The organism is Bradyrhizobium sp. USDA 3397, from assembly GCF_054060965.1.
This window is the reverse complement of the sequence record NZ_JBSSDS010000001.1, coordinates 1,166,218-1,188,397: the sequence shown is the minus strand read 5'-3', so window position 1 is coordinate 1,188,397 and position 22,180 is coordinate 1,166,218. Positions and strand designations below refer to the sequence as shown.

Below are 22,180 nucleotides of genomic sequence, written 5' to 3'. Positions count from 1 at the left end.
CGTTAGACCGAGAAGCTCGTCCCGCAGCCGCAGGACGCGGTGGCGTTGGGATTGTTGACGCGGAACGAGGCGCCGATCAGGTCATCGACGAAATCGACCTGCGACCCCGCCAGGAACGGCTGGGAGGCGGAATCGACCAGCACCACCGCATTGTCCTGCTCGATCACGAGATCGTCGTCGGTGCGGGCACGGTCGATGTCGAACTTGTACTGGAAGCCGGAGCAGCCGCCGCCCTCGACGGAGATGCGCAGCATCGCGCCAGAACCTTCACCCTTGAGGATCTCCCCAATCCGGCGTGCGGCCCGGTCGCTGATGGTCACGGCAGTCGTCATTGCTGGTCTCCGATAGTCCCGGCGTCATACCCAATTCATTTGGTATCCCGCACCCGACATAGTTAAGTGCCACCATACGCAGAATCAAATGGATAGGGACTAAATTCGCCGTGTCCGTCGGAATGGCAGCCCCCCGAGCGCCCTATGCCTGCGACCCCGATCGCAGCCGCGGCCGGTTGGTCGCCGAGCCCCCGAGCCGGACCCGCAGCCCGTTCCGGCGCGATTGCGACCGGGTGATCCATTCCACCGCGTTCCGACGCCTGAAGTACAAGACCCAGGTGTTCGTGTTCCACGAGGGCGACCACTACCGCACCCGGCTGACCCATTCGTTGGAGGTGGCCCAGATCGCCCGCGCGCTGGCCCGCCAGCTCGGGCTCGACGAGGATCTCACCGAAACATTGGCCTTGGCCCACGACCTCGGTCATCCGCCGTTCGGGCACGCGGGGGAGCGGGCGCTGGATGCTTGCCTGAAGCAGTTCGGGGGGTTCGACCACAATGCCCAGACGCTGCGCGTCGTGGCTTCGCTCGAGCACCGCTATCCCGAGTTCGACGGGCTCAACCTCACCTGGGAATCGCTGGAAGGCATCGTCAAGCACAACGGGCCGCTGACCGATCGCAGCGGCGCCCCGGTCGGGCGCTACCGCGAGCATGGCGTTCCCGTCGGGATCGCCGACTACGTCAAGACCTACGATCTCGAATTGTGGAGCTTCGCCTCGCTGGAGGCGCAGGTCGCCGCGATCGCCGACGACATCGCCTATGACGCCCATGACATTGATGACGGTCTGCGCGCCGGCCTGTTCCAGCTCGACGATCTCAAGGTGATGCCGCTGACGGCCGAGATCATCGCCGAGACTGCGGCGCATTATCCCGATCTTGAAGACGTCCGGCGCGGTGCCGAGCTGGTGCGGGAGCTGATCTCGCACCTGATCGGAGCGGTGTTTGCGGAGACAGAGAAGAACCTCGCGGCCGTGAAGCCGCAATCGGCCCAGGATGTCCGGCGGCAGAGCCGGGCGCTGGTCGCGTTTCCCGCCGAGGTGGCGGAGGAAGAGGCCGCCATCAAACGCTTCCTGTACCAGCACATGTATCGCCACGCGCGGGTGATGCGGGTGATGGGCGAGGCCGAGCAGATCCTGTTTGACCTGTTCGCGAAATACCTGAAATCCCCCAGCGAGCTGCCGCCGGAATGGCTGCTGGGGGCTGAGGCGGACGACGAGGGCGACCGGGCCCGCCGGATCGGCAATTTCATTGCCGGAATGACTGACCGCTTCGCCCTGACCGAGCACCAGCGGCTCTTTGACTCGACCCCGGATTTGCGTTAGGCGGCGGCCATGCCCCAGACATCCTCATCGCTGCATCTGTTCGCCGACGTGCTCGCACGCGTGCACGGCGCCTGCCGCGCGCTTGCGGCGGATTCCAGCTGGCCCGAGGGCATCGATTTCTCCCGCGTCGTCGTCGAGCCGCCGCGCGATACCTCCCATGGCGACATGGCGACCAACGCCGCCATGGTGCTTGCGAAAGAGGCAAAGGCAAAGCCGCGCGATCTCGCCGAGCAGATTGCCGAACGGCTGCGTTCCGACGCGCTGATCGCCAAGGTCGATGTCGCCGGTCCCGGCTTCATCAATCTGACTCTGAAGCCCGCCGCCTGGGCCGAGGCGCTGCGCACGGTGCTGCGCGAGGGTGCCGAATACGGCCGCATCCGGGGCGCCGCCAAGGTCAATGTCGAATACGTCTCGGCCAATCCGACCGGGCCGATGCATGTCGGCCATTGCCGCGGCGCCGTGTTCGGCGACGCGCTGGCGAGCCTGCTCCAGTTCGCCGGCCACGATGTCACGCGCGAATATTACATCAATGACGCCGGCGCCCAGGTCGACGTGCTCGCGCGCTCAGCCTTCCTGAGGTATCGCGAAGCGCTCGGCGAGGACATCGGCGCGATCCCGGAAGGGCTCTATCCCGGCGACTACCTCAAGCCGGTCGGGCAGGCGCTGGCGACGGAGCATGGCGACAAGCTGCTCGCGATGAGCGAGGCCCAGTGGCTGCCGACCGTGCGCGCCAAGGCGATCGCGATGATGATGGACGAGATCAAGGACGATCTCGCCGCCCTCAACATCCGCCACGACGTGTTCTTCTCCGAGCGCTCCCTGATCGAGACCGGCAACAACAAGGTTGCCGAGACCATCGACTTCCTGAAGGCCAAAGGCGACATCTACGAAGGCCGCCTGCCGCCGCCGAAGGGCGCGCCGGTCGAGGATTGGGAAGACCGCGAGCAGTTGCTGTTCAGGGCGACCGCCTATGGTGACGACGTCGATCGTCCGCTGATCAAGTCGGACAATTCCTACACCTACTTCGCCTCCGACATCGCCTATCATAAGAACAAGTTCGACCGCGGCTTTGCCGAGATGATCGACGTCTGGGGCGCCGACCACGGCGGCTACATCAAGCGCATGCAGGCCGCGGTGAAGGCGACGACGTCGGCTAAGGGAGCGCTGGACGTCAAGATCGTCCAGCTCGTGAAGCTCTTGCGCAACGGCGAGCCGGTGAAGATGTCCAAGCGAAGCGGGGACTTCGTCACCTTGCGTGAAGTGGTGGATGAGGTCGGCCAGGACGCCGTCCGCTTCATGATGCTGTACCGGAAGAACGACGCGGTGCTCGATTTCGACCTGGCCAAGGTCATGGAACAGTCGCGCGACAATCCGGTGTTCTACGTCCAGTACGGCCATGCCCGCGGTCACTCGATCTTCCGCAATGCCCGCGCCGAGGTGTTCCCGGAACTCCCAGAGGATGCCGGCGCGCGGATCGCATGGCTCGCTGAGTCGGCGATGGAACGCCTGTCGGACCCTGTCGAGCTCGATCTTCTTAAGCGCCTCGCAATTTATCCGCGCATGCTAGAAGCTGCCGCCGCTGCCCATGAGCCGCACCGAATTGCCTTTTATCTCTATGATTTAGCCAGCGAATTTCATGCACTTTGGACGAAAGGGCGCGATTTGCCCTATTTACGCTTCATTATCAATAATGATGCAGATCTTACAAAGGCGCGATTGGCAATGGTCCAGGGCGTCGTCTCGGTCCTGGCATCGGGCCTCGCCATCCTCGGCGTCCATGCCCCGGACGAGATGCGGTAGTTTGGGGCGAACTACTTAAGGGGAATTCGGGGGTAACCGGCAGAAGCCGGATCGCTTAGACTTGGTTGAAAGCCTTGTGGGTCGAAAGCCGTGCCTTGGTCGAGGGGCGCGCGGCTTTCCCGAAGGGACGCATCATCACGATGGCCGAACGATATCAGGACAGACCGTTTCCTTCCGATGACTATGGTCGCGGCGGCGACCAGCATGGGAAGGCGGATAGCGATCCCTTGGCCGAGCTCGCCCGTCTGATCGGGCAGACCGATCCGTTTGCAGCGCAGTCGCGTCCGCCGGCGGCGCCCGCCCATAGCTATCAGGACCACGATTACCGCCAGCTCGATGATCAGCAGGACTACGCGGAGCAGGCACCGTCGCCGCCTTCATGGATGCGGCGTGCCAACGTACAACCGCAGCCGGCACCCGCGCCCGAGCCTGACTATCCGGTCACCGTAAGCCCGGTTCATCCGCTGCATCGCTACGCGGCCAAGCCCGCCGCGCCCGAGCCTGTCGTTCATCAGCCGCAGGCCTACCAGGACTCCTATCAAGATCAGGCTCATCCGGAGCAGGCCTATCAGCAGCATGGTCAGGCCTACCAGGAGCAGTCCTATCAGGAACCGTATGCGCAGCCCGATCCGTCGCGCTACGACGATGCGCTCTATGGTCGGCTGGAGACGAGCGAGCAGGACTATCAGCGCGAGCCGGCCTATCCCGACGACCCTTACGCCTACCAAAGCGACTATCCCGAGGAAGAGGTCGAGGAGCCGAAGAAGCAGCGCGGCGGCATGATGACGGTTGCGGCGATCCTGGCGCTTGCCGTGCTCGGCACCGGTGCTGCATTCGCCTACAAGACCTATATCGGCTCGCCTCGTAGCGGCGAGCCGCCGATCATCAAGGCCGACAACACCCCGACCAAGATCGTGCCGGCGCCGACGGACTCCGCGGCCAAGGTGCCGGACCGCATGGTCAGCGGTGACGGCACTGAAAAGATCGTGCCGCGCGAGGAGGCGCCCGTCGACGTCAACGCCACGGCGGGCGGGCCGCGCGTGGTGTTCCCGCCGCTGAACCAGAATGCGAACCCGCCCTCGGTGGCGAGCGTGTCGCCATCCACCGTGCCGCCGCCGAGCGCGGGTCCGAGCCCGAGCAACGGCACGCTGCCGAACAATTCGCCGCGCGCGATCAGGACCGTTGCGGTGAAGGGCGATCAGACCGATAGCGCCGTGCCGCAATCTGCCGCCGCCAAGCCGGCGCCCGCGGCGCCGAAGCCCGTTGCCGCGCCGGTTGCGCCCGCCGCGCCGCGCAATCCGCCGACCTCGGCCAATGCCAGCGCCAACCAGCCGATGTCGCTGGCGCCGCAATCGTCCCCGGCGGCCGAGCCGCCGCAGCGGATGGCTGCGACCAACCCGACGCAGATCGCGCCGACCAGCAGCGGTGGCGGCTACATCGTGCAAGTCTCCTCGCAGCAGAGCGAGGATAGCGCCGCCGCATCCTACCGGGTGCTTCAGAGCAAATACGGCAGCGTGCTCGGTTCCCGTTCGCCCGTCATCAAGCGTGTCGACCTCACCGACAAGGGCAAGGGAGTCGTCTACCGCGCCTTCGCCGGCCCCTACGGTTCGGCCGAGGAAGCGACGCAGGCCTGCAACAATCTGAAGTCCGCAGGCCTGTCTGCCTGCTTCGTCCAGAGGAATTAACGGCCGTTTCCTTGACCCCCTCGCGGGGCAGGGTTAATCGGCCGTTATGAGAACGCGGGCCTTCATTACCGGCGTATCCGGAACGGAACTGACCGCCGCCGAGCGGGAGTTTATCCGTGCCGAACGCCCATGGGGCTTCATCCTGTTCAAGCGCAATGTCGCGACACCGGCTCAAGTTGCTGCATTGGTTGCGGAATTGCGTTCGGTCGCGAAGGCCCCCGACGCGCCGGTCCTGATCGACCAGGAGGGGGGACGGGTGCAGCGGCTGGGGCCGCCACACTGGCCGGTTTATCCGCCGGGGGCCGTATTCGCGAATTTGTACGACAGTGATTCGGCCCTCGGGCTCACCGCGGCGCGCCTCAGTGCCCGCCTGATCGCAGCCGATCTCGTCGATCTGGGCATCACCGTGGATTGCCTGCCGCTGGCCGATGTGCCGGTGCCGGGCGCCGATGCGGTCATTGGCAACCGAGCCTACGGCACCGAGCCGGGCAAGGTCGCGGCGATCGCCCGCGCCGTCGCCGAGGGCCTGGAGCAGGGCGGCGTGCTGCCGGTGCTCAAGCATATTCCCGGGCATGGCCGCGCCACCGCCGACACCCATTTCAAGCTGCCGACCGTCGACACGCCCCGGGACGAGCTGGAGCGGACCGATTTCGCCGCATTCAAGCCGCTGGCTGATCTGCCGATGGCCATGACTGCACATGTTGTGTTTAGCGCCTTCGACCCCGCCCATCCGGCGACGACATCTGCGACAATGATTGCTGACGTGATTCGCGGCGCAATCGGGTTCCAGGGTTTGTTAATGAGTGATGACGTGTCGATGAACGCGCTGTCGGGGAATATCGCCGAGCGGACTCGCGCGATCTTGGCGGCCGGCTGCGACGTGGCCCTGCATTGCAACGGCAACATCGAGGAGATGCGCGACGTCGCCGGCGAGACACCTGAACTGGCCGGTGGGGCGTTGGAGCGGGCGAACGCCGCGCTCGCCGCACGCAAGCCGCCGCAGCCGTTCGACCGCGTGGCCGCACGCGCCGAACTGGATGCATTGATCGCACGGGCAAACACGGCATCGGCATGACTGCAGAAATCCTATCGTTCGAAACCGGGCGGCCCGCAGAGCTCGCCGAGGGTGAGCCGGCGTTGGTGGTGGACGTCGAGGGCTATGAGGGCCCGCTCGATTTGTTGCTCGCGCTGGCGCGGCAGCAGAAGGTCGATCTCGCCAAGATTTCGATCCTCGCGCTCGCCGACCAGTACCTCCATTTCATCGAAGCCGCGCGAAAGATCCGGCTGGAGCTCGCCGCGGACTATCTGGTGATGGCCGCATGGCTTGCCTTCCTGAAGTCGCGCCTGCTGCTGCCGGAGCCGCCGAGCGCGGAAGGCCCGAGCGCCGAGCAGATGGCGACGGCGCTCGCCAACCGGCTGCGCCGCCTGGAAGCCATCCGCGAAGCCGCCAACCGGCTGATGAACAGGCCGCAATTGCAGCGCGACATCTTCCCGCGTGGCGAGCCCGAGCACATCGCCGAGATCAAGCACCCGAAATACACGGCCACGCTCTATGATTTGCTCACCGCCTATGCCGCGCAACGCCAGTCGCGCGTGCTGGCGAGCGTGCATCTGGCCAAGCGCACGGTGTGGTCGCTCGCCGAAGCGCGCGCCACGCTGGAGCGGCTGGTCGGCAGCATCACCGAGCAGGACGATTGGGGTGTTCTCGACGACTTCCTGATCCGGCATGTCGCCGACCCGACGCAGCGCGCGACGGTGTTCGCCTCAAGCTTTGCCGCCGCGCTCGAACTGGTGCGCGAAGGTCAGCTCGAGCTGAATCAGAAGGAAGCGTTTGCGCCGATCTATTTCCGGAAGGGGCGCCCAAAACCGGTCCCGGACGCAGCTCCTGCGCCTGATGCGCCGGTCGCTTAAGTGCAAGAAGGAGAATCTGCCATGGCAAGCCTGGCTGAAGTGCGGGTAGAAGAGGCCGAGCCGATGGAGAACGAATCCCAGGCGCGTCCTGAGGAGTTGCGGCTGCTGGAGGCGCTGCTGTTCGCCTCGAATGAACCGCTGGACACCGCGACGCTGGCCAAGCGCATGCCCGAGGGCGTCGACGTCAAGACGGCGCTCGAGCAATTGCAAGCCGATTATGCCTCGCGCGGCGTCAATCTCGTTCGCGTCGCCAACAAATGGACGTTCCGCACCGCGGGCGATCTGGCTTGGCTGATGACGCGGGAGAGCACCGAGACCCGCCGCCTGTCGCGGGCCGCAATCGAGGTGCTCGCGATCATCGCCTATCACCAGCCGGTGACGCGGGCCGAGATCGAGGAGATCCGCGGCGTCGTCACGTCAAAGGGCACGCTCGACGTGCTGCTGGAGACCGGCTGGATCAAGCCGCGCGGCCGACGCAAGACGCCGGGCCGGCCCTTGACCTTCGGAACCACCGAGGAGTTCCTGTCGCAGTTCACCTTGGAACAGCTCGGCGACCTGCCGGGCCTGGAAGAGCTGAAGGGGACGGGCCTGTTGGATTCGCGCCTGCCCACCGGGTTCAGCGTGCCGACGCCGTCGGACGATCCGGCGCTGCGTGAGGACGAGGATCCGCTGGAACCCGGCGATGACCTCGATCTCGCCCTTGCGCCTGCGGTCGAGCCTGAGAGCCCGCCAGAAGGCGGCAATGAGGGTGGCAGCGAAGGCGGCGCCGAGGACTGACGTACCGGCGAATTACGGGCCCCTGCGACCAGTTAACACTAGCAAGATTGCGTAGCACCGACAGCGAATTGGCGCTGCCTTGGTCCTTGTTTTTGAGGCCTGCCAAGCCTAGGTTTCGGTGAGATCGGCCGGGTCCCCGGCTATGCGCGTTTGGAGGGTTGCAGGATGGGTTCACTCAGCATTTGGCACTGGATCTTGGTGATCGCAGTGGTCCTGCTGCTGTTCGGCCGCGGCAAGATTTCGGATCTGATGGGCGACGTGGCTCAGGGCATCAAGGCGTTCAAGAAGGGCATGCAGGACGACGACAAGGCTGCCGAGAAGCCCGAGCCGGCGAAGTCGATCGAGCACAATGCTGCGCCGACCGCGACACGGTCCGACGTCGGCAGCAAGGCCGTCTGAGCCGGAAGAAGCACGCGAGACGCGGGTAGCGGCCCGATCCTGCGCGCAAGGGATGGGCCGGCTCCGGCTTCGCGTGAACGGAAGACCTCATGTTCGACATCGGGTGGAGTGAACTGGTCCTCATCGGGGTCGTGGCCCTGATTGCCATCGGCCCGAAAGAGCTGCCGGGCGTGCTGCGCATGGTCGGGCAGTGGATGGGCAAGGCGCGCAAGATGGCGGCCGAATTCCAAGGCCAGTTCCAGGAGGCGATGCGTGAGGCCGAGATGGCCGACCTCAAGAAAAGCTTCGACGAGGTCAAGGAAGCCGCCACGGGTTTTAATCCGATGAGCTCGCTCCAGAAGGACGTGAGCGACGCGCTTCGCATCGATGCGCTGGACAAGCCGGCCGAGACGCCGGCGGCCACCGCCGTCGATCCGCCCGTCACGCCCACGACACCGGAGACCCCGACGCCGTCGACCTTCATGGAAGCCGAAGCGCATGCGGCCGCGGACGAGCCGCTCGCGATCACCCGTGAGGTCGAACAGGCAAAGGTTGCGCAGGACACCGCGCCATCCGAAGCGATCAAGGACGCCAAAGCGTCATGACCGACGCCGATATCGAGGCCAGCAAAGCCCCGCTGATGGACCATTTGATCGAGCTGCGCTCGCGGCTGATCAAGGCGCTGCTCGGCTTCGGCATTGCGTTCATCTTCTGCTTCTTCTTCGCCAAGCAGATCTACAACGTCCTTGTCTGGCCGTTCGTGTGGATTGCGGGTCCGGAGAACTCGAAATTCATCTACACGGCGCTGCTCGAATATTTCATCACCCAGCTCAAGCTCGCGCTGTTCGGCGCCGGCTTCATCTCGTTCCCGATCGTGGCGACGCAGATCTACAAGTTCGTCGCGCCCGGCCTCTACAAGCACGAGAAGCAGGCGTTCCTGCCGTATCTGGTCGCGACGCCGTTCTTCTTCGTCCTGGGCGCGGCGCTGGTCTATTTCGTCGTGCTGCCGATGCTGGTGCGCTTCTCGCTCGGCATGCAGCAGTCCGGCGGCGACGAGACTGCGCAGATCCAGCTGTTGCCCAAGGTCGGCGAATATCTGTCGCTGATGATGTCGCTGATCTTTGCCTTCGGCATCGCCTTCCAATTGCCGGTGATCCTGACGCTGCTCGGGCGGATCGGCATCGTCAGCTCGACAATGTTGCGCGAGAAGCGCCGCTACTTCATCGTCATGGCCTTCGTGATCGCAGCCGTGCTGACGCCGCCCGACGTGCTCAGCCAGTGCTCCCTCGCGTTTCCGCTGATGGCGCTCTACGAGGGCTCGATCCTCGCGGTGGCGATGGTGGAGAGGAAAGCGGCCGCCGCACAGGCTGCCACCGGCACTGACGTGTCGACGCCGGCCAATCCGGCGGAGTAGGGCACTTTCGCACTATCATGTCGTTGTCCAGCCCATGATTCGTCATGCCCGGGCTTGACCCGGGCATCCACGACTTGATCTAAGGCGGCAGATACGTGGATGGGCGGGACAAGCCCGGCCATGACGGGAAGACAGCCATGCACGACATCAAAGCGATCCGCGACAATCCGCAAGCCTTCGACGCCGGCCTCGCGAGGCGTGGCTTGACGCCGATGTCGGCCTCGCTGCTCGCGATCGACGAGAAGCGGCGTGCGGCGATCCTGGCCTCCGAGCAGGCGCAGGCGCGGCGCAATGCAGCTTCGAAGGAAATCGGCGATGCCAAGAAGGCCAAGGACGAGGCGCGTGCGGCCAAGCTGATGGCCGAGGTCGCCGAGCTCAAGACCACGATGCCCGAGCTCGAAGCGGCGGCGAAAGCCGCCGACGATGAGCTGAACAAAGAGCTGGCCGCGATCCCGAACATCCCGTTCGACGACGTGCCCGACGGCGTCGACGAGCACGGCAACGTGCAGCACCACGTGTACGGCAACAAGCGCAACTACGCATTCGCGCCGAAGCTGCATGACGATCTCGGCACCGCTCTCGGCTACATGGATTTCGAAGCGGCGGCAAAGCTCTCCGGCGCGCGTTTCGTCGTGCTGAAGAAGGGGCTGGCGCGGCTCGAGCGTGCCATCGGCCAGTTCATGCTCGATCTGCACACCACCGAGCATGGCTACACCGAGATCAATCCGCCGCTCTTGGTGCGCAACGAGGTGATGTTCGGCACCGGACAATTGCCGAAATTCGAGCACGATCAGTTCTGGGCGATCAAGGGCGAGCTGCTCGCCTCGCCGGACCATGAGCGGCTGAAGACCGAGCGCCTCGGTCTGATCCCCACCGCCGAAGTGTCGCTCACCAATCTCGCCCGCGAATCCATCCTCGATGAGAAGCAATTGCCAATGCGGCTGACCGCGCTGACGCCATGCTTCCGCGCCGAGGCGGGTGCGGCGGGGCGCGACACCCGCGGCATGATCCGCCAGCACCAGTTCACCAAGGTCGAGCTGGTCTCGATCACGACGCCGGAAGTGAGCAAGGACGAGCTGGAGCGGATGCTGTCCTGCGCCGAGCAGGTGCTGCAGAAGCTCGACCTGCATTACCGTGTGATGACGCTCTGCGCAGGAGATATGGGCTTCTCGGCGCAAAAAACCTACGACATCGAGGTCTGGATGCCCGGGCAGGGCGAGGGCGGGGCGTTCCGCGAGATCTCGAGCTGCTCGGTCTGCGGCGACTTCCAGGCACGGCGCATGGATGCGCGCTCGCGCGGGCCCGACGGCAAGCCGCGCTTCGTGCACACGCTGAACGGCTCCGGCACCGCCGTCGGCCGCGCGCTGATCGCCGTGATGGAAACCTATCAGCAGGAGGACGGCTCGATCGCGGTTCCGGACGTGCTCCAGCCCTATATGGGCGGGCTGAAGGTGATCGCGCGCGACTAAAGCGTTTTCCTGCGAAGTGGACACCGGTTCGCGTCCGAAAACGCGGCATGACGAGAATCGCGTTGCGAAGATCGGGCGGCCCGCTATCCTGCCGGCCCGTCCACGCGAACCCTCCGTTCATGGCCTTGCACCGCGACATCTTCTGGGTCGGCAGACAATGGGCGGTGACGGGGGCCGGGATCCAGGCCATCGATCAGCGCCTCCGCGGCGTTCTCGACATCGAGATCGCGCGGCTCTGGGACGACGATCTCGTGCAGAGCCGGCGGGCCAAGCCCGGGGTCAATGCTGCGGATTTCGACAAGGCGCTGAGCGTGGCACGCGAACGCTTTCCGCAGGAGCCGACGTCCGATCCGTTCGTCGCGCAGCTAAAGGCGCTCGGCGTCATCGAGGCTTCCGTCGTGAACCCGGTCGTGCCGGCGATGCAACTGCGTGCAGAAGGCCGGCTTGCGCGCTTCCTGCCGCAATGGCGCGTTCGCCGCTAGCGGGACCAGCCAGGGAACCAGCCGCCGGCCCGCCGCAATCGTCCGGTTTGCCTGATCGGCGCTGGCCGGATAAGACGGCTCAGACCCGCTTTCAGGAATCGAACCTTCCGCATGCGCATTCTCTGCACCAATGACGACGGCATCCACGCTCCCGGCCTCAAGGTCGTGGAGGAGATTGCGCGCGCTTTGACCGATGATGTCTGGGTGGTGGCGCCCGAGCTCGACCAGTCTGGCGTGTCGCACTCGCTGTCGCTGAACGATCCCTTGCGTCTGCGCGAGGTCGGCCCACGGCACTTCGCCGTGCGCGGCACGCCGACCGACTGCGTCATCATGGGAGCGCGCCATATTCTGGGAGCCAAGCTGCCCGATGTCGTGCTGTCCGGCGTCAATAAGGGCCGCAACGTCGCCGAGGACGTGGTCTATTCCGGCACCATTGCCGGCGCATTGGAAGGCACCATCCTGGGGTTGCCGTCATTCGCATTGTCGCAGGAGTTCAGCGTCGAGACCCGCGAACGGCCGCCCTGGGACACGGCCCGCAAATTCGGGCCGGATATCCTGCGCAAGGTGATCGCCGCCGGCGTTCCGAAGGACACCGTCATCAACATCAACTTCCCGTCCTGCGCGCCGGAGGATGTGCTGGGCATCCGCGTCACGCGGCAAGGCAAGCGCAATCTCGGCTTCCTCAGGATCGACGAGCGCCGGGACGGCCGCGGCAATCCTTATTTCTGGATCGGATTCGAGCGGACCGCGATGCTCGACACGCCCGCCGACGGCACCGATCTCGCGGCGCTGCGCGAGCGCTACGTCTCGGTCACCCCGCTCAGGCTCGACCGCACCGACGAGGCGTTTTCGGAAGCGCTTGGCCTCACCCTGAAATAAGGGTTAGCTGCCGCGAAGCGCGGCCTCGATGGTCTTGCCGAGCGCGTCGAGCTGAAACGGCTTCTGGAGCGCCGGCCGGTCGCGATATTGCTCGGGCAAGCCGGAGGAGCCGTAACCGGTAGCGAAGATGAACGGGCAGCCCTTGGCCATGATGACATCGGCGACCGGCGAGATGACCTTGCCGTTGACGTTGACGTCGAGAATGGCGAGATCGAACTCGGTGGATTGCGCAAGCCGCATGGCCTCATTGATGTCGCCCGCTTCGGCGGCAACCCTGTAGCCGAGCTCCTCCAGCATGTCCGCAACCATCATTCTGATCATGACCTCGTCCTCGACGAGGAAAACAGAGCGGCCCGAAAGCCCTGTCGCAGTCATGGTTGAGTCCTTGCCCATTCCCGTAAACGTTCGCAGATAACGATAGGCGACGCAATGCGCGTTTCGGCGAACGCAAACCTCGCAAATGGCTTAGCGCTTTGAAAGCCTTGTTGTGGTCAAATGCTGCACTGAAACGCTATCATGAGTTCCTGAGCCGGAACAAGATTCTCGTCTCGGGTTCTTGCGGTGCAGTGCCGCGATCCGCCCGGACGAGATGAGCAATAGCAGCAATGACGCCCCACCAGCACCCGCCGGAAAAGATGATGTTTCAGCTCACCCTGAGGCGTCGGGGCATCAGCGATCAGGCCGTGCTCCGGACCATGGAAGAGGTGCCGCGCGAGCTTTTCGTCGACGAGGCCGATCGCGAGGGCGCCTATCATGACAGCGCGCTGCCGATCGCCTGCGGGCAGACCATCAGCCAGCCCTTCGTCGTCGCCTACATGACCGAGCAGCTCCAGCTCCAGAAGCAGCACCGGGTGCTCGAAATCGGCACCGGCTCCGGCTACCAGGCCGCCGTGCTGTCGCGGCTCGCCGGCCAGGTGCTGACCGTCGAGCGCTATCGCAAGCTCGCCGACACGGCACGCGCCCGGCTTGAGAAGCTCGATTGTCACAATGTTGAGGTGATGCTCGGTGACGGTCTCAATCTGCCTCCCAACATCGGCCCGTTTGACCGCATCATCGTCACCGCCGCGATGGAGCAGATACCGGAGAACCTGGTCGAGCGGCTGGAGGTCGGGGGCATCCTGATCGCCCCGGTCGGCCCGCATCAGGGCGTGCAGACGCTGACCCGCCTGGCCCGCAGCGAAACCGGAATCGAGCGCAAGGAACTCGTCGAGGTCCGCTTCGTGCCGGCACTGCCCGGGGTGGCGCGGGAGCTGTAGAATCCCGGATCGGCAGTGCCGCCAACATCTTATTGTGAGGGTTAAGCCGTTATTTACTCGGCGCGTGTTTACTTAAAACACCAGTTCTGTTGCGTACGAGTGAGTAACCATGTCCGCTGTCGCCGAGTTGCTTTACTCGCGCCGCGTGCCGCAGGTCGCGGTGCTGGCGCTGATCTCCTTCAGCTTTGCAGGGTGCAGCGCCGACATGTCGTCGCGGCTGTCCCAGACGAACTTCTCCAATCCTTTCGCCTCCGAGCAGACCGGTTCGGTGCAGCAGCCACCGCCGCCGCAGCGTGAGCTGCCGCAATATGCGCGGCCGCAGACGCAGCCCGGTTACTACCAGTCGCAGGCTTTGCCTCCGCCCGCGGTGTCTGCCCCGCAGTCCTATCCCGTTGCCTCCGGGGGCGGGGTGTCCGGTGGCGGACGCGGCGTCAGCTCATATGCGCCCCCGGCGCAACCGCACCTGGAGACCACGGCCACCGTCCCGCCGCGGTCGGTCGCGGCCGCCCAGCCGGCCGGCGGAACCAAGATCATCGTCGGTACCAGCGACACGCTCGACGTGCTCGCCAAGCGCTATCGCGTCACGCCGCAGGCGATCCTTGCCGCCAACGGCTACAAGGGTCCGCGGACGCTCTCGCCCGGCCAGCAGCTGATCATTCCGTCGCCGGCGACGGCAGCTGCACCGGCGCCCGCGATGGCCCCGGTCGCGGCAGTGCCTGCGGCGAAGCCGGTTGCTGCCGTCGCGGCACCGCCGAGCACGCACTTCGTCAACCGCGGCGACACGCTCGCCAGCATCGCGCGCAAGAACCGCATCTCGGCGGCAGAGCTCGCCCGTGCCAACGGCCTCGATCCGTCGGCAAAGCTGAAGCTCGGCACCAAGCTGACCGTGCCCGGTGCCAAGACAGCCGCCGTCGCGGCGCCGGTCGCTGCGGCTCCGATCGCGGCTGCACCGGTGGCCGGAACGCTCCAGCCCGTCGCGGCAGCTCCGGCGCCCGTGACCAAGGTGGCCACGGCCGCTGCGCCCGTGCAGAGCGCGCGGCTCGCCCAGGCCACGAGCAATGTGGAAGAGAAGGCTGCCGAGACGCCGGCGAAGGCTGCGGAGGCCACCGGCGCGCTGCCGACCTTCCGCTGGCCCGTCCGCGGCAAGGTGGTCACGAGCTACGGTGCCAAGACCAATGGCAAGTCCAATGACGGCATCAATCTCGCGGTGCCCGAGGGGACGCCGGTCAAGGCGGCCGAAGATGGCGTCGTCGCCTATTCCGGCAACGAGCTGAAGGGTTACGGCAATCTGGTTCTGGTTCGGCACTCCAACGGCTACGTCACCGCATATGCCCATGCGAGTGAGCTGTTGGTGAAGCGCGGCGATACCATCAAGCGCGGCCAGGTCATTGCCAAGTCGGGTCAATCCGGGGAAGTGGCGTCGCCGCAGCTCCACTTCGAGATCCGCAAGGGATCGAGCCCGGTTGACCCGCTTCAATTCCTCAACGGGGCGTGAGACTTACGTAGCCTCCGCACGAACAGTGTCGTCGCCCGGCTCGACCGGGCGACCCAGTACGCCGCAGCCTCTCGATCGATCACAACGGTCTCTGGAATACCGGATCGCCCGCTCCAGTGCGCAAGCGCGCACAAGGCGGGCGATGACAGTTGAATTCGGGGTAACAGCTCGCGCTACTACGCCGTCAGCTTCACACCCAGCCGTCCCGCCAGCTCCTGCACGAACTGCCAGGCAACGCGGCCCGAGCGCGAGCCGCGTGTCGTCGACCATTCCAGCGCCTCGCGCTCGAGCGCCTCGTCGTCGATCCCGATGCCGAAATGGCTGCAATAGCCGCTCACCATGGCGAGATATTCGTCCTGGCTACAGCGGTGGAAGCCGAGCCAGAGGCCGAAGCGATCCGACAGCGAGACCTTCTCCTCCACCGCTTCGCCCGGATTGATCGCGGTCGAGCGCTCGTTCTCGATCATCTCCCGCGCCAGCAGATGGCGCCGGTTGGAGGTGGCGTAGAGGACGACGTTCTCTGGCCGGCCCTCGATGCCGCCTTCGAGCACCGCCTTGAGCGACTTGTAGGAGGCATCGTTGCCGTCGAAGGAGAGGTCGTCACAGAACACGATGAAACGGAAGGAAGAGGCTCGCAGCTGCTCCATCAGGGCCGGCAGGCTCTCGATGTCCTCACGGTGGATCTCGATCAGCTTGAGCTTGTCGGCCGATTTGCGCTCCGCGTTGATGCTGGCATGCGCTGCCTTCACCAGTGACGACTTGCCCATGCCGCGTGCGCCCCAGAGCAGGGCGTTGTTGGCAGGCAGGCCGTTGGCGAAGCGCTCGGTGTTCTCCATCAGGATGTCGCGCATCCGGTCGACGCCCTTGAGCAGGAACAGCTCGACGCGGCTCACGCGCGGCACCGCCGAGAGGCGTCCGTCGGGATGCCAGACATAGGCGTCCGCCCGCTTGAACGACTCGGCCTCGACCGCCGGCTTGCCTTGGGCGGAGAGGTGCGCCGCAATGGTCTCCAGGGCACGGACGATGCGCTCCTGCGCGGGGTCTGGCTCTGCCTTGGTGACCGCCGCCGTGGGGCGTTTTGCCGCGACACGGGTGGGCTTGTTGGCAGGGGTGCGGGGGCCTTTGCCGGCCGGGCTTTTGCTATGGTTTTTGGGCATGTCCGAAGTTCCTGAGAACGCAGCCTTATCGGGCCTCACGGGCCGCCGCAAGGTGGCCCAAAAGGGCAGTCTGGCAGCGTTGCAATTGGGGCAATGGCCGCTATAGTCCGCGCGAATTTGACCGAACCGGTCGCCTTCGAGGGCCTGACCGGCTTTCCCCCGTTCTCACGAGGATCGTCCGAATGCTGATTACCCCTGCGTATGCCCAGGCCGCGGCCGCTGGCGACACCAACAGCATGTTGATGTCGCTGCTGCCGTTCGCCCTGATCTTCGTGATCATGTACTTCCTGATTCTGCGCCCGCAGCAGAAGAAGGTCCGCGACCACGCCGAGCTCGTGAAGAATATCCGCCGCGGCGACACCATCGTGACCTCGGGAGGTCTCGTCGGCAAGGTTACCAAGGTGGTCGACGACGACCAGATCGAGTTCGAGATTTCCGACGGCGTGCGCGTGCGGCAGATGCGCCAGATGATCTCGGGCGTTCGTGCCAAGGGCGAGCCGGCCAAGGAAAGCGCAAAAGAGAGCGCCAAGGACGACACCGCGGCGAAGTGAGAGCTTCACCGCGAGTCTCAAGTCTCCTGATCTGACAGGTCCAGTCGATGTTGTATTTCACGCGGTGGAAGGCGCTGGGGATTATCCTGACGGCGCTGATCGTGTGCCTCTGCGCGGTCCCCAACTTCTTCCCCGAGGCGCAAGTCAAGAGCTGGCCCGCCTGGGCGCAGCGCCGCCTCGTGCTCGGCCTCGACCTCCAGGGCGGCTCCTATCTGCTACTCGAGGTCGACGCTGCCTATGTGAAGAAGGAACGGCTGGATCAGATCCGCGACGAGGTTCGCCGGACGTTGCGCGACGCCAAGATCGGCTTCACCGGCGGCGTCACCGTCCGCAATGACGCGGTCGAGGTTCGCATCACCAAGGAAACCGACGTGCAGCCGGCGCTCGCCAAGCTGCGCGAGCTGTCCCAGCCGCTGGGCGGCCTGATGGGATCCAGCGGTCAGCGTGACCTCGAGGTGACTGATGCCGGCGGCGGGGTGATCCGCCTGAGCGTCCCGCAGGCCGCGGTGCTCGATCGCCTGCGAAAGACCATCGAGCAGTCGATCCAGATCGTCGAACGCCGCGTCAACGAGCTCGGCACCGTCGAGCCCGTCATCCAGCGCCAGGGCAACGACCGCATCCTGGTGCAGGTCCCCGGTCTTCAGGACCCGACCCGCCTGAAGGAACTGCTGGGCAGGACCGCGAAGATGGAATTCCGCATGGTCGACACCTCCGTGCCGCCGGATCAGGCGCAAGCGGGCAGGGTGCCGCCGGAATCCGAACTGCTGATGAGCGCCTCGCCTCCGCCGACGCCCTACGTGGTCAAGAAGCAGGTGCTGGTCGCCGGCGGCGACCTGACCGATGCGCAGGCGACCTTTGACCAGCGCACGGGTGAGCCGGTCGTCAGCTTCAAGTTCAACACCTCGGGCGCGCGCAAATTCTCGCAGGCCACGCAGGAGAACGTGGGGCTGCCGTTCGCGATCGTGCTGGACAACAAGGTGATCTCGGCGCCCGTCATCCGCGAGCCCATCACCGGCGGCCAGGGCCAGATCTCCGGCAATTTCACGGTGCAGTCGGCCAACGATCTGGCCATCCTGTTGCGCGCCGGCGCATTGCCGGCTCCGCTCACGGTGGTCGAGGAGCGCACCGTGGGTCCGGGACTCGGCCAGGACTCGATCGAGAAGGGTCAGCTGGCGGCCTATGTCGGCTCGATCCTCGTCATCATCTTCATGCTCGTGACCTACCGGCTGTTCGGCGTGTTCGCCAACATCGCGGTGGCCATCAACGTCGCAATGATCTTCGGCCTGCTGTCGCTGCTCAATGCCACGCTGACGCTGCCTGGTATCGCCGGCATCGTGCTCACCGTCGGCATCGCCGTCGATTCCAACGTGCTGATCTACGAACGCATCCGCGAGGAATTGCGCGGCGGACGCAATGCGATCTCGGCGATCGACGCCGGCTTCAAGCGGGCGCTCGCCACCATCCTCGATTCCAACATCACCACATTCATTGCCGCCGCGGTGCTTTTCTACATCGGCACCGGTCCGGTGCGCGGCTTCGCCGTGACGCTCGGCATCGGCATCATCACCACGGTGTTCACCGCCTTCACCCTGACCCGGCTGATCGTCGCCTGGTGGGTGCGGTGGAAGCGGCCGCAGAGCGTGCCGATCTAGGAGCCTGATCGTGACTCAGACCGTTCTCATCGGGCTCGGCGTTCTCATCGCCATTCTCACCGTGGTCTCGGCGCTCGGCCTGCTGCCGTCGCTGCGCATCGTCCCCGACGATACGCATTTCGACTTCACGCGCTTCCGTCGCATCAGCTTTCCGATCTCGGCGGCGCTGTCGATCGTCGCGATCGTATTGTTCTTCACCCACGGCCTGAACCTCGGTATCGACTTCAAGGGCGGCACGCTGCTGGAGGTGAAGGCGAAGTCCGGCGCCGCCGACATCGCGGCGATGCGTACCTCGCTCGACGGCCTGGGCCTCGGCGAGGTCCAGCTGCAGCAGTTCGGCGGTCCGGAGAACGTCCTGATCCGCGTTGCGGAGCAGCCGGGCGGCGACGCGGCCCAGCAGGCAGCCCTGCAGAAGGTTCGTGGCGCGCTTGGCGACAGTGTCGACATTCAGCGCACCGAGGTGCTGGGTCCGCGCGTCGCCGGCGAGCTCCTGGCCTACGGCATGCTCGGCCTGATGCTCGCGATCGTCGGGATCCTGATTTATCTCTGGTTCCGGTTCGAATGGCAGTTCGCGCTGGGCGCGATGATCGCCAACGTGCACGACATCGTGCTAACGATCGGCTTCATGTCGATCAGCCAGGTCGATTTCGATCTGACCAGCATCGCCGCGCTTCTGACGATTCTCGGCTACTCGCTCAACGACACCGTCGTCATCTACGATCGCATCCGGGAAATGCTGCGTCGCTACAAGAAGATGCCGATGCCCCAGCTGCTCAACGAATCCATCAACTCGACGCTGTCGCGCTCGATCATCACCCACGTCACGGTGACGCTCGCGCTGCTCGCGCTGCTCTTGTTCGGCGGCCATGCTATCCACAGCTTCACCGCGGTGATGATGTTCGGCGTGGTGCTGGTCGGCACCTACACCTCGATCTTCATTGCAGCGCCGATCCTGATCTATCTCGGCGTCGGCGAGCACCGCGAAGACGCGCCCGATACGACGACGCCGGCGAAGAAAAGCAAGGCATGATCCGAACCTCGTGCCCTCGCAGGCGTTTGCGAGGGCAGTAAGCCCATTCGGACGAAACTCATGGCCGGCGATCCCAACGCTCCGCATTTCCCGCGCTCGGCGCCGATCGACGCCTATGGCAAAGGCGGCTTCGCCTTTGCCGGCATGTCCCATCGGGGCTCGCTGCTCTGCCTGCCCGACGCGATCTGGGCCTGGGACGTGACCGACCCCGCGAAGATCGACCGCTACTCGCTGGATCGGGTGTTCACGGCGGCCAACAGCATCGACACGCTTCTGGTCGGCACTGGAACGGGGCTGTGGCTGCCGCCGCCGGAGCTGCGTCAGGCGCTCAAGGCGGTGAGGGTGGTGCTGGACACGATGCAGACCGGCCCGGCCGTGCGCACCTACAACATCATGATCGGCGAACGGCGGCGGGTTGCCGCCGCGCTGATCGCCGTGCCATGAGCAGCCCGGCGCCGCCATCCGACTCCGCCGCGTTCTGCGCCGATCTCGTGCGCAGCCATGACTTTCCGCGCTACGCCGCGACCCTATTCGTGGCGGCCGCCGAGCGCCGCGCGTTGCTGGCGCTGTACGCCTTCAACGTCGAGATCGTCCGCGTCCGCGACCAGGTGAGCCAGCCCTTGCCCGGCGAGATCCGCCTGCAATGGTGGACCGACATGCTGTCGGGCCATGTCCATGGCAGCGCCGAGGGTAATCCGGTGGCGGCGGAGCTGCTTCGTGCGATCCGCGATTTCGACCTGCCGGTCGAGCCGCTGTCGCTGCTTGCCGAGGAGCACCAGTTCGATCTCTACAACGACCCGATGCCGACCATGGCCGCGCTGGAAGGTTACCTCGCGGCGACCTCATCGGCGTTGTTTGCCCTGGCAGCGCAAGTGTTGGGACCGCCTTCGGAGGCGGCCGAGCATGTCGCCCGCCATGCCGGGCTGGCGCAGGGTATCGTGCAGGTCATCGCCAATCTGCCGCGCGATGCCGCGCACCGGCAATTGTTCGTGCCGCAGCAGGTGCTGGAGCAGCACGATTGCAGCATGGGGGATGTCTTCGCCGGCAAGGAGACGCCCAATCTCCATGCGGTGCTGGAGCAGCTCGCGGGCGAAGCCCGGCAGCATATGACCGCGGCTTCATCGCTGCTGGCGCAGCTGGCGCCGCCGTTGCGGCCGGCGTTTCTGCCGCTGCGCCAGGCGCAGGCCGATCTCGAGCGCCTGTCGCGCCCGGGACGCAATCCGTTTAGGTTGCAGCCGACCTCGCGGTTGCGCACGCTCTGGACGCTGTGGCGCGCCTCGCGATCGCGTGAATTTACCAAATAGACGCCGGCTTATCGCCTGGCCCGCCCAAATGCTCTATGCTGTCCTATGGCTGACATGTCCCAAAGCTCGTTCGATCTCAGCGGCCTTCCGGTCGCCCCGGAAGACATTCACGCCGCCGCCAAGACCATCCAAGGCGCCGTTGTCGAGACGCCCTGTAGCCACAGCCGGACGCTGAGCAGCATCTGCGGCTGCGACATCTGGCTCAAATTCGAGAACCTGCAGTTCACCTCCTCGTTCAAGGAGCGCGGCGCGCTCAACCGGCTCACCGCGCTGACGCCGGACGAGCGCGCGCGGGGCGTGATCGCGATGTCCGCGGGCAACCACGCGCAAGGCGTTGCCTATCACGCCAAGCGGCTCGGCATTCCCGCCACCATCGTGATGCCGATCGGCACGCCCATGGTGAAGATCGAGAACACCAGGCATCACGGCGCCGAGGTGGTGGTCACGGGCGCGACGCTGGAGGAGGCGGCCGCCTTTGCGCGCAGCCACGGTGAAGCGCACGGCATGGTCTTCGTCCATCCTTACGACGATCCGCTCGTCATCGCCGGGCAGGGCACGATCGGGCTGGAAGTGCTGAAGGCGGTCCCGGAACTCGACACGCTGGTCGTCCCGATCGGCGGCGGCGGTCTGATCAGCGGGATTGCCATTGCCGCGAAGTCGATCAAGCCGTCGCTCAGGATACTGGGCGTCGAGGCTTGGCTCTATCCCTCGATGTACAACGCCATTCACGACGGCAATCTGCCGGCGCGCGGCGATACGCTCGCCGAGGGCATCGCGGTGAAATCACCGGGCAAGATCACCACCGAAATCGTTCGGCGCCTCGTCGACGATATTGCGCTCGTCAACGAAGCCGAGCTCGAGCGCGCAGTCGCGACCCTGATCTCAATCGAGAAGACCGTCGTCGAGGGCGCTGGCGCCGCCGGCCTCGCCGCGCTGATGTCCGATCCGTCCCGCTTTGCCGGCGAGAAGGTCGGCCTCGTGCTGAGTGGAGGCAATATCGACACGCGGCTGATCGCCTCCGTGCTCACCCGCGAGCTGGCGCGCGAGGGGCGGCTGACGCAGTTGTCGCTCGATATCCCCGACAGGCCGGGGCAGCTCGCCGCGGTAGCGGCACTGCTGGCCGAGGCGGGTGCGAACATCATCGAGGTCTCACACCAGCGGACCTTCTCCGACCTGCCGGCCAAGGCGACGCTGCTGCAGCTTGTCATTGAGACCCGCGATGCCGCGCATCTCGACGAGGTGATGGCCAGGCTCAGCGCATCCGGACTGAGCGCGCGCTGCACCTGAGC

At 65.5% G+C, this 22,180-nt stretch carries 23 protein-coding genes; 20 read left to right on the top strand and 3 right to left on the bottom strand.

Features of this window, described 5'->3' with window-relative positions; all coding sequences use genetic code 11:
- Positions 1-2: 2 nt before the first annotated feature.
- Entirely contained in the window at positions 3-332 is a 330-nt protein-coding gene (gene erpA / locus ACVWYQ_RS05605; protein ID WP_024342679.1) for an iron-sulfur cluster insertion protein ErpA, read from the bottom strand.
- Between the two features lie 110 nt (positions 333-442).
- On the opposite strand from erpA, the gene ACVWYQ_RS05600 reads away from it, so the two are divergent.
- From ACVWYQ_RS05600 to surE, 12 genes are all read left to right on the top strand, one after another.
- Complete coding sequence (locus ACVWYQ_RS05600; protein ID WP_271537822.1) at positions 443-1,651, top strand: deoxyguanosinetriphosphate triphosphohydrolase; 1,209 nt, start codon at positions 443-445, stop codon at positions 1,649-1,651.
- Positions 1,652-1,660: 9 nt separating this feature from the next.
- Entirely contained in the window at positions 1,661-3,451 is a 1,791-nt protein-coding gene (argS, locus tag ACVWYQ_RS05595; protein WP_271537824.1) for an arginine--tRNA ligase, read from the top strand.
- A 140-nt stretch (positions 3,452-3,591) separates the two neighbouring features.
- Positions 3,592-5,136, top strand: a complete 1,545-nt coding sequence (locus ACVWYQ_RS05590; protein ID WP_271537826.1) for an SPOR domain-containing protein — start codon at positions 3,592-3,594, stop codon at positions 5,134-5,136.
- A gap of 46 nt (positions 5,137-5,182) precedes the next feature.
- Positions 5,183-6,211 (top strand): beta-N-acetylhexosaminidase, encoded by a 1,029-nt coding sequence (gene nagZ / locus ACVWYQ_RS05585; protein WP_271537828.1) that lies wholly within the window; start codon positions 5,183-5,185, stop codon positions 6,209-6,211.
- A complete protein-coding gene (locus ACVWYQ_RS05580; protein WP_172783664.1) occupies positions 6,208-7,047 on the top strand; it encodes a segregation and condensation protein A in 840 nt (279 codons plus the stop codon). The genes nagZ and ACVWYQ_RS05580 overlap by 4 nt, the downstream gene beginning before the upstream one ends.
- A 21-nt stretch (positions 7,048-7,068) precedes the next feature.
- Positions 7,069-7,824, top strand: a complete 756-nt coding sequence (gene scpB, locus ACVWYQ_RS05575) for an SMC-Scp complex subunit ScpB (protein ID WP_271537830.1) — start codon at positions 7,069-7,071, stop codon at positions 7,822-7,824.
- Between the two features lie 165 nt (positions 7,825-7,989).
- The gene (locus ACVWYQ_RS05570) at positions 7,990-8,223 is read left to right on the top strand and encodes a twin-arginine translocase TatA/TatE family subunit (RefSeq protein ID WP_036012762.1); all 234 of its coding nucleotides are present in this window, start codon (positions 7,990-7,992) and stop codon (positions 8,221-8,223) included.
- A gap of 89 nt (positions 8,224-8,312) precedes the next feature.
- Positions 8,313-8,807: a Sec-independent protein translocase protein TatB gene (gene tatB / locus ACVWYQ_RS05565; RefSeq protein ID WP_271537832.1), complete on the top strand. Its 495-nt coding sequence runs from the start codon at positions 8,313-8,315 to the stop codon at positions 8,805-8,807.
- Positions 8,804-9,616: a twin-arginine translocase subunit TatC gene (tatC, locus tag ACVWYQ_RS05560; RefSeq protein ID WP_157286094.1), complete on the top strand. Its 813-nt coding sequence runs from the start codon at positions 8,804-8,806 to the stop codon at positions 9,614-9,616. Before tatB ends, tatC begins: the two co-directional genes overlap by 4 nt.
- Positions 9,617-9,753: 137 nt before the next feature.
- Positions 9,754-11,085 carry a serine--tRNA ligase gene (serS, locus tag ACVWYQ_RS05555; protein ID WP_271537839.1) on the top strand — a complete coding sequence of 444 codons (1,332 nt, stop codon included), beginning with the start codon at positions 9,754-9,756 and terminating at the stop codon, positions 11,083-11,085.
- A 119-nt stretch (positions 11,086-11,204) separates the two neighbouring features.
- Positions 11,205-11,567 carry a hypothetical protein gene (locus ACVWYQ_RS05550; RefSeq protein WP_157286092.1) on the top strand — a complete coding sequence of 121 codons (363 nt, stop codon included), beginning with the start codon at positions 11,205-11,207 and terminating at the stop codon, positions 11,565-11,567.
- Positions 11,568-11,678: 111 nt separating this feature from the next.
- On the top strand, positions 11,679-12,446 hold the full coding sequence (gene surE, locus ACVWYQ_RS05545) for a 5'/3'-nucleotidase SurE (protein ID WP_271537842.1): 768 nt from the start codon (positions 11,679-11,681) through the stop codon (positions 12,444-12,446).
- A gap of 3 nt (positions 12,447-12,449) precedes the next feature.
- Here the strand turns inward: surE and ACVWYQ_RS05540 are convergent, their stop codons facing one another.
- Positions 12,450-12,821: a response regulator gene (locus ACVWYQ_RS05540; RefSeq protein ID WP_157286091.1), complete on the bottom strand. Its 372-nt coding sequence runs from the start codon at positions 12,819-12,821 to the stop codon at positions 12,450-12,452.
- Between the two features lie 230 nt (positions 12,822-13,051).
- Here ACVWYQ_RS05540 and ACVWYQ_RS05535 point away from each other — a divergent pair, with 230 nt between their 5' ends.
- On the top strand, positions 13,052-13,702 hold the full coding sequence (locus ACVWYQ_RS05535) for a protein-L-isoaspartate(D-aspartate) O-methyltransferase (protein ID WP_271537845.1): 651 nt from the start codon (positions 13,052-13,054) through the stop codon (positions 13,700-13,702).
- A gap of 109 nt (positions 13,703-13,811) precedes the next feature.
- Complete coding sequence (locus ACVWYQ_RS05530) at positions 13,812-15,197, top strand: peptidoglycan DD-metalloendopeptidase family protein (RefSeq protein WP_404540959.1); 1,386 nt, start codon at positions 13,812-13,814, stop codon at positions 15,195-15,197.
- 176 nt (positions 15,198-15,373) lie between these two features.
- Here the strand turns inward: ACVWYQ_RS05530 and ACVWYQ_RS05525 are convergent, their stop codons facing one another.
- Positions 15,374-16,354, bottom strand: a complete 981-nt coding sequence (locus ACVWYQ_RS05525) for an ATP-binding protein (protein ID WP_271537849.1) — start codon at positions 16,352-16,354, stop codon at positions 15,374-15,376.
- A 182-nt stretch (positions 16,355-16,536) separates the two neighbouring features.
- Here ACVWYQ_RS05525 and yajC point away from each other — a divergent pair, with 182 nt between their 5' ends.
- Genes yajC through ACVWYQ_RS05495 form a run of 6 tightly spaced genes read left to right on the top strand, consistent with a single transcriptional unit; the run spans position 16,537 to position 22,178 of the window.
- The gene (gene yajC / locus ACVWYQ_RS05520) at positions 16,537-16,905 is read left to right on the top strand and encodes a preprotein translocase subunit YajC (RefSeq protein ID WP_036012751.1); all 369 of its coding nucleotides are present in this window, start codon (positions 16,537-16,539) and stop codon (positions 16,903-16,905) included.
- 47 nt (positions 16,906-16,952) lie between these two features.
- Positions 16,953-18,557, top strand: a complete 1,605-nt coding sequence (gene secD / locus ACVWYQ_RS05515; RefSeq protein WP_271537851.1) for a protein translocase subunit SecD — start codon at positions 16,953-16,955, stop codon at positions 18,555-18,557.
- Positions 18,558-18,567: 10 nt separating this feature from the next.
- Positions 18,568-19,587 (top strand): protein translocase subunit SecF, encoded by a 1,020-nt coding sequence (gene secF / locus ACVWYQ_RS05510; protein WP_271537853.1) that lies wholly within the window; start codon positions 18,568-18,570, stop codon positions 19,585-19,587.
- 60 nt (positions 19,588-19,647) lie between these two features.
- Positions 19,648-20,031 carry an Mth938-like domain-containing protein gene (locus ACVWYQ_RS05505; protein ID WP_028179505.1) on the top strand — a complete coding sequence of 128 codons (384 nt, stop codon included), beginning with the start codon at positions 19,648-19,650 and terminating at the stop codon, positions 20,029-20,031.
- Positions 20,028-20,891 (top strand): phytoene/squalene synthase family protein, encoded by an 864-nt coding sequence (locus ACVWYQ_RS05500; RefSeq protein ID WP_271537856.1) that lies wholly within the window; start codon positions 20,028-20,030, stop codon positions 20,889-20,891. The genes ACVWYQ_RS05505 and ACVWYQ_RS05500 overlap by 4 nt, the downstream gene beginning before the upstream one ends.
- Positions 20,892-20,936: 45 nt before the next feature.
- Positions 20,937-22,178: a threonine ammonia-lyase gene (locus ACVWYQ_RS05495; RefSeq protein ID WP_271537858.1), complete on the top strand. Its 1,242-nt coding sequence runs from the start codon at positions 20,937-20,939 to the stop codon at positions 22,176-22,178.
- Positions 22,179-22,180 lie beyond the last annotated feature (2 nt).